Source organism: Belnapia sp. AC561 (genome assembly GCF_979252845.1).
Genome location: NZ_CEEDBP010000079.1, coordinates 1 through 7356 on the forward strand (window position 1 = coordinate 1; position 7356 = coordinate 7356).

Annotated in this window: 5 protein-coding genes and 2 pseudogenes; all 7 read left to right on the forward strand. The window is 65.7% G+C overall.

Going from position 1 to position 7356, the window contains the following annotated elements:
* Positions 1–75 precede the first annotated feature (75 nt).
* Positions 76–1902 (forward strand): annotated as a pseudogene (recD2, locus tag AC0IW9_RS29720) (SF1B family DNA helicase RecD2); the annotation flags it as partial.
* 187 nt (positions 1903–2089) lie between these two features.
* Positions 2090–3118, forward strand: coding sequence for a hypothetical protein (locus AC0IW9_RS29725; protein WP_471651922.1), 1029 nt, complete (start codon positions 2090–2092; stop codon positions 3116–3118).
* A 467-nt stretch (positions 3119–3585) separates the two neighbouring features.
* Positions 3586–4074, forward strand: a complete 489-nt coding sequence (locus AC0IW9_RS29730; RefSeq protein WP_471651923.1) for a hypothetical protein — start codon at positions 3586–3588, stop codon at positions 4072–4074.
* Between the two features lie 84 nt (positions 4075–4158).
* Positions 4159–4569 carry a hypothetical protein gene (locus AC0IW9_RS29735; RefSeq protein WP_471651924.1) on the forward strand — a complete coding sequence of 137 codons (411 nt, stop codon included), beginning with the start codon at positions 4159–4161 and terminating at the stop codon, positions 4567–4569.
* Between the two features lie 611 nt (positions 4570–5180).
* Complete coding sequence (locus AC0IW9_RS29740) at positions 5181–5903, forward strand: NAD-dependent deacylase (protein WP_471651925.1); 723 nt, start codon at positions 5181–5183, stop codon at positions 5901–5903.
* Positions 5904–6050: 147 nt separating this feature from the next.
* Positions 6051–6233 (forward strand): annotated as a pseudogene (locus AC0IW9_RS29745) (hypothetical protein); the annotation flags it as partial.
* 55 nt (positions 6234–6288) lie between these two features.
* Complete coding sequence (locus tag AC0IW9_RS29750; protein WP_471651926.1) at positions 6289–6810, forward strand: recombinase family protein; 522 nt, start codon at positions 6289–6291, stop codon at positions 6808–6810.
* Positions 6811–7356: the final 546 nt, after the last annotated feature.

Below are 7356 nucleotides of genomic sequence, written 5' to 3' on the forward strand. Positions count from 1 at the left end.
GCAAGCAGGATCGATGACCTGCTGCCGTGGAACCTCAGACCAGATGGTCAAGCCGTGGTGATAGGCTGACGCTTACGCGCCGCCCGCATCGTCGCCGGCTGGGCCGACCAGAAGGTCATCCGCGAGATCATGCTGTTCCTGCACGCCCACGGCGTCGGCACCTCCCGGGCGGTGCGGATCTTCAGGACCTATGGCGCCACTGCGGTGCAGGTCATCACCGACAACCCCTACCGCCTAGCCCGCGACATCCGCGGCATCGGCTTTCGCACCGCCGACCTCGTCGCCCAGAGGCTCGGCATCGCGCCGACGGCAATGATCCGGGTGCGGGCCGGCATCTCCTTCGCCCTGGCCGAGGCGACGGGGGAGGGGCATTGCGGCCTGCCGGTGGCCGAGCTGAACACCCTGGCCAGCACCCTGCTGGCGGTGGAGCCGGCGCTGGTGCGGGAGGCGCTCGGGCTGGAGCTCGCGGCAGGCGAGGTGGTGGCCGATACCCTGGCCAGCGAGCCCTGCGTCTTCCTGGCCGGGCTGTACCGGGCGGAGCAGGGCATTGCCGAGCGGCTGCAAGCCCTGGCCCAGGGACGGCCACCCTGGCCGGCGATCGACGCCGGCAAGGCCGTCCCCTGGGTCGAGGGCCGCACCGGGCTGGCACTGGCTCCCAGCCAGCGCGCGGCGTTGCAGTTGGCGCTGCAAGCCAAGGTGCTGGTGATCACCGGCGGCCCGGGTGTGGGCAAGACGACCCTGGTGAACTCCATCCTGCAGGTACTCCGGGCCAAGGCGGTGGAGGTGGCGCTCTGCGCCCCGACCGGGCGGGCGGCCAAGCGCCTGAGCGAGAGCACCGGGCTGGAGGCGCGGACCATCCACCGCCTGCTCGAGGCCGACCCCAAAGCCGGGGGCTTCAAGCGGGGTGAGGAGACCCCGCTGGCCTGCCAGCTGCTGGTGGTGGACGAGGCCTCGATGGTGGACGTGCCGCTGATGCGGGCCCTGCTGCGGGCGCTGCCGACCGAGGCGGCGCTGCTGCTGGTCGGCGACGTCGACCAGCTGCCCTCGGTCGGGCCGGGGCAGGTGCTGGCCGATATCATCGGCTCCGGCGCCCTGCCGGTGGTGCGGCTTACCGAGATCTTCCGCCAGGCCGCCAGCAGCCAGGTGATCGTCAATGCCCATCGCATCAATGCCGGCCGGATGCCCGAGCTCGAGGCGGTCGAGGGCTCGGACTTCTTCTTCGTCGAGGCCGCCGACCCGGAGGAGGGGGTCCGCAAGCTGCTGGCCGTGGTTAGCAACCGGATCCCGGCGCGCTTCGGCCTCGACCCGATCCGCGACGTCCAGGTGCTCTGCCCGATGAACCGCGGCGGCCTCGGTGCGCGCTCCTTGAACATCGCCCTGCAGCAGGCGCTGAACCCGCCCGGCGAGCTCCGGGTCGAGCGCTTCGGCTGGAGCTACGGCGTCGGCGACAAGGTCATGCAGGTGACCAACGACTACGAGCGGGATGTCTACAACGGCGACCTCGGCGTGGTCACGGCAATCGACCCGGAAGAGGCCGAGCTGGTGGTCAGCTTCGAGGGCAGGGCGGTGGCCTACGGCTTCGGGGAGCTGGACGAGCTGGTGCTGGCCTATGCGACGACGATCCACAAGAGCCAGGGCTCAGAGTACCCGGCGGTGGTGATCCCGCTGAGCACCCAGCACTACACCATGCTGGCGCGCAACCTGCTCTACACCGGCGTCACCCGCGGCAAGCGCTTGGTGGTGCTGGTCGGGCAGCGCCGGGCGCTGGCGATCGCGGTGAAGAACGGCAGCGCGCGGCGCCGCTGGTCCAAGCTCGGCGAGTGGTTGGGAAGTAGTGGTCCCGATGTTGAGCGCCACATGACAGCAAAGAGCGGAAGAGATCTCCAGCGTGGAGCTAGCTGAATTAGCCGAATCAACCGATAATGCTTCGAAGTCGAGTGCATCCATTTTTTACTCTTCAACGGCTTTGCAGACCTGGCAAACCTCATCCGATATGACCGATAAAGGACATTATCATACATGTTTGAGTTTCAAACCGGACAGGCAGCGAACGACACCGCATTCTGCATCGACCTAAGCCTGGAGCCTCATGACGGCCTTGCGGCGGGCTAAGGAGGCATTCGCCGCTGCCGACATCCCGGACGGCCTACATGCCTGCCCCATTGGCCTACGGCACGGCTTCGGCGTGCAAGCTGTGTCTAAGGACATCGGGCAAAGTATGGTGCAGAAGTGGCTGGGCAACGCCAACTCACTACCACAGCGGTCACCAACCCGAAGATTTCTCACCTTAAAAGTTATTTTTTATCAAGTGTTCGTGAAGACTCTAAAGTTCTCCGCGTCTCAAGTGAATACCTTGCTCCAGAGCAATGGTGCTCTGGGTTCGCAGGGGAACAACCCAGTGGCCCAATCTCAAGAATACCTTCGGAAAGCCGCTCAAGCCTGTTTCGCCGCCGGCTTCACGCACTTTCGCCTTGGCACCACGGGTAGTGGCACCCAGCCAAACATGCAGTTCGAAAGTGAGGACGGCTCGAGGGCGTGCCCGGTACATGGAGGAACTTTCAAGCCCTTCCATGGCGTGGATCGGTTCAACCCACGCAAACTGTCCATACCATTCCGCGCGTCCGATTGCGCGCGTATGCCTATTGGAGAGTTCAGCAACACTCAGGTGGCCAACGAAGCACCAGAATCGTCCGAAAAGCAGACGCAAAGCGCTGGGCAGCGCTGCCACGTACGCGGCAGGAATCCATGGCTGCAGGTTTGTCGCCCTGAGTATTTTGGAGCCGTACTCAGGAGCATGGAATGTGTCGTCCAAAACTCTTCGGACGGGACCAATGTCGTAGTTCGCTTTGGTAAAGGAGGTGAAGGTATTTCTCCCAACTACCAGGTCGAGACGCCGATGGATCCGAGGGAGAGGTCGCCGGGCGCCACCGCCTGCACCGATGTGTACAGGCACTTTTTCCCGACCCGAGGCGACACCCACCAGCTCGACCGGCGAGCACGCAATGGACGCTACAACGAACATGAACTGTCGGAGCGCTTTACCGTGGAGGACGTTCGCGCGCTGCAGCGACGTTGCCTTGACGTCAGGGCTGGTGCGCCCGCCCAGGATCAACCCTGAAGCGGTATGACGCCGAGGAGGGTACGACACCCGCGCCTTCCGTCGGCATCTTCTGGGGAGTCGCCCAGACCAGTGGGCTTCCTGTGCTGCTGGCCGACCTCGTGCCCCTCAGGGAGGCTGAGCCTTACGGCGACTTCCTGACACATGGCAGCCACTACGATCATTGGAATGCCCTGGCTGCACTTGGCACAGGGGAACTGAGCCGGCGCGGCCTGCCGACGGCGCCAGCGTGGTCGGAGTACGAGGAGTGGCCACGCGGCCGCATCGTCCACTACGTCCCTGCGGGGCGCTTCGTTGTCTACGCCGACAAGCAGCTAAGGCGGCCGCCGTGGCCGGACTTGGTAGCACGACGCTTCAACCTACCCGATGGCAGCTTCGATGTTCGAGGTGACCCACACTACGTCAGCCCAAGGCGGGTATAGAAGGCCGCCAGTGGCCCCATCTGACTTTCGCCAACATCGGCCAGCATGGAGGAGACACTGTCAAAAGTAAGCAACGACGAGATCACCCTCGAGCACCTTTGCCGAAGCATTCTGGAGGACTGGTCGCTGCGCCAGGAGGGCGCGAGACGAGATAGTCGGGACTATCACCGGCGCCTGCTATCCCTGCTCACCAGCGAGTTCGGGATCGAGTGGCAGGACGACTGGAGCTCGGGCGACGTGAGGCGGCGGGGCATACCGGTAGTCCTTCATTCCATGCCGCGGCGCTTCCCTCGCCACCTCGATCCCTATAGCGGCTTCGTCGAGTATTCCTTCACACCAGGCGAAAGGCAGGTTTCGCTGCTGTACCGAAGGCGCCTCGGTGAAGGCGAGGCCGCGCTCAGGCAGAGCTGGGTTGACCTCTTCCGCGACCTGATGCTGCTGTGCTGGCCGGAGGCGGCAAGCCGCAGAACTAGCTGGACGCGCCTGAGGGCACTCGGCCTGGGCAACCCTCCTGATGACGACGATTTCTTTTGAAGCAGTTTGCCAAGACTCCTTGCCTCCTCGCGGCGGGCATTGAGCACCAGACCCGCAACGCTGCAACCCTCGAGGTGGAAAGCCATGTCGCGCGATGACGGGACCGCCGTGAAGGCGGAGCGGTGGACCAAGATGCTGCGGACGTCAATGCACCCGGAGACGCCCGACGGAGAGGCGCTGGTAGCGATACGGCTGTTAGGGCGGTTGCTGATGCGCGAAGGGTTGGATGGCGACACCACCCTATTCGCGGGTCTATCTCAGCCGTCCGAGGTCAAGGCGCTCCGGGCCAATCTGCGCCGGGCAGAGGATCGGGAGAGGATGCTGCAGGCGCGTATGGCAAAGGCCGAGCAGGCCCTGGAGCAGGTCAGCCAGGAACGCGATGACGCGTACAGACAGCTGGTGGGAATGCGGGTCGGCACCGGCATGCAGGGAAGCGTCGCGGGCAGTGTCTGGTCGCCGTTGCGCAATCCCTGGCTCCATTCCCGCAAGGCCTAGCGCGGAGAGGCAGTGGCCGACGCCAGCGACCGTCGGTCAACGTGGAATATCCCATCCGGTTTGCGAGGTTGTCCGATGTACGGCTCCGACCCCGGCCCACGCCGCTACGGCCCCCTTCACTCCCACGTCCCGCATGAGCAGAAGAACCTGTTTTATTGGATCCTCATCTTCCCAGGTTATGCTCTCCTTTGGTGGCGCGCCTACTTCGGTCGCAACGCCCTCGTGTCTCGGCAGGCCAGCCGTGCCGTCTACAACCGGCCTGCGGTTATCCTCACTTCGGTCGGGATCTGGGCCACCGTCGCCCTCTGCGCCTTCCTGCTTCTCGGCCTTGTTGTCGCCAACTTGGCCCACCCCGACTATGGCGCCTCGCCAGCCGAGCTCCTGCGGCACCGGGAAATCACTCCGGCGTCCAGGCCCTAAAAGCGCATCGCCAGGCCAGACGCGACCGAATAACCCGGGCGCCTGACATATGTTCGGCGGTTCGTGGCCGCTACCACACGGTCGTCGCTCGTCACCCTGCCGCGCGGCGCGAGCCGGCCCGGCAAACGCTCGAATATCGAAGCGCAGAGCGGCCCGCTTTTGTCCCCCGACTTTTCAAGGAGGCTTACTTCATGGCTGTTCGCCGCCCACCATCCATCGTGGTCCTGACCGGCGCTGGCATCTCACGCGAGTCCGGCTTGGCCACCTTCCGGGATCCAGACGGGATCTGGGCGAAGGTGCGCATTGAGGACGTGGCTACCCCGGAGGCCTTCGCTAGTGATCCCGTGCGCGTGCATGCTTTTTACAACATCCGCCGCACTGGCCTGCGCGAGCCGACTGTCGTGCCCAACGCCGCGCACCTCGCATTGGCGGAATTGGAGCGTTGCTGGCCAGGCGAGATGCTGCTGGTGACGCAGAACGTAGACGACCTGCACGACCGCGCTGGCAGCCGCGACCTCGTCCACATGCATGGGGAATTGCTGAAGGCCCGCTGCCTCCGCTGCGATGCCGTTGTGCCTTGGGTGGAGGATCTTTCCACGGACACCGCCTGCCCGCATTGCGGTCGCGCCGGCGGGATGCGTCCGCACGTCGTCTGGTTCGGCGAGGAGCCGCTTTGGACGGACCGTATCTACGCCGCCCTCGAAGGATGCGGCCTCTTCGTCTCGATCGGGACCTCGGGCAACGTCTACCCGGCTGCGGGCTTCGTCAGCGAGGTGCGCGGCCACGCCCGCACGGTGGAACTCAACCTGGAAGCCAGCGAGGGCGCCAGCTTGTTCGACGAGACGCGCCGCGGCACCGCCACGCGCCTCGTACCGGCTTTCGTCAAGGAACTGCTGCACGAATGGGACAGCTGATCGGTCCCGCAACTCCGGCCAGACGATAGCGCGACGGCGAACGGTTCTTGCGAATGCCGTAGCCAGCCTGGAGCCTTGTCACGGACCGTCAAACGTTCCTTTGGATCCGTGACAAACCCGCAGGGCAGGGGGTAGAACCCACCCCATATGCCATCCGACCCTAGGAATCCTGTCCAGGCGCTCGCCGCCGGCCCGAGCGGGCCGGTGCGCTACGTCGCCTACTTCCGGGTCAGCACCGAACGTCAGGGCCGCTCCGGCCTCGGCCTCGACGCCCAGCGCGAGGCCGTGGCCCGCCACGTCGCCGCCACCGGCGGCACGGTCGCCGCCGAGTTCCAGGAGATCGAGAGCGGCAAGCGGGCCGACCGGGCGCAGCTCGCCGCGGCGCTTGCCGCCTGCCGCCTGCCGGGCGCAGCGCGCCACGCTGCTGATCGCCAAGCTCGACCGGCTGGCCCGGAACGCGCTCTTCCTGCTCGGCGTGGTCGAGGGCAGCGGGGAGGGGGGTGTGGTGTTCTGTGACTTGCCCACCGTACCGGCTGGCCCGGTCGGCAAATTCCTGGTGACGCAGATGGCCGCCGTCGCCGAGCTCGAGGCCGGGCTGATCAGCCAACGTACCCGCGCGGCGCTGGCCATGGCCATGGCCAAGGCGCGGGGCGTGGTGCTGGGCAACCCGTGCCTGCGCGCCGGCACGCCCGACCAGGCGCGCGCGACGGCGGCGGTGAAGCAGCGGACATCGCGCGCCCGCGCCGCCGATGTGTTGCCCTACGTCGAGGCGGCGCGACGCGCCGGCGCGACGACGCTGCGCGAGCTCGCCGCAGCGCTCACCGCGCGTGGCGTGCAGGCGCCTGCTGGCGGCCGGATCTGGCACCCGATGCAGGTGAAGCGCATCGTCGAAACCAACCGAGGCTGACGCGGCGAGCCTTGCAAAGCCACCTGTCTGGCGGCGCAACTCACGCCAAACGGCATCGACAAACCCGGGGCGGTTCAGTCCTCCTGGTCACGGGGAAACGCACCAACATACTCCGGGACTGCACAGCTAGTGGAATTGGCTTCGAGGGCGATGGCCTTGTACGCTCTCGGGCAACAAGGAGGATCGGCGATGACTACAGGTCAGCGTTCCAAGTTGGTGCCTGTCGTATTGCTGGCCTTATTCGGCGCCTCCTCGCCAGCACTTGCGGAAGACTCAGCGCGGCTCTGTGATGAGCTCGCTTCTTCCCCTAGGGATCCAAGTAAGCCAGCCGATATTCCCGGCTTAAGTGAGCGCTACCAGATTGATACCTCACGTGCCCTCACTGCCTGTTCCAGCGCAGTTCGCACTTTTCCCACCGTTGCGCGCCTGAAGGTTAATTTGGCCCGCGCGTTATGGGTTGGGGCTTCTAAGAGTCCATCCGGGATCATTTAGTTTTCTGACATAGCTTTCGGAGCATGCGGCGGACGGAGGCCCAGCGCAGGAAGG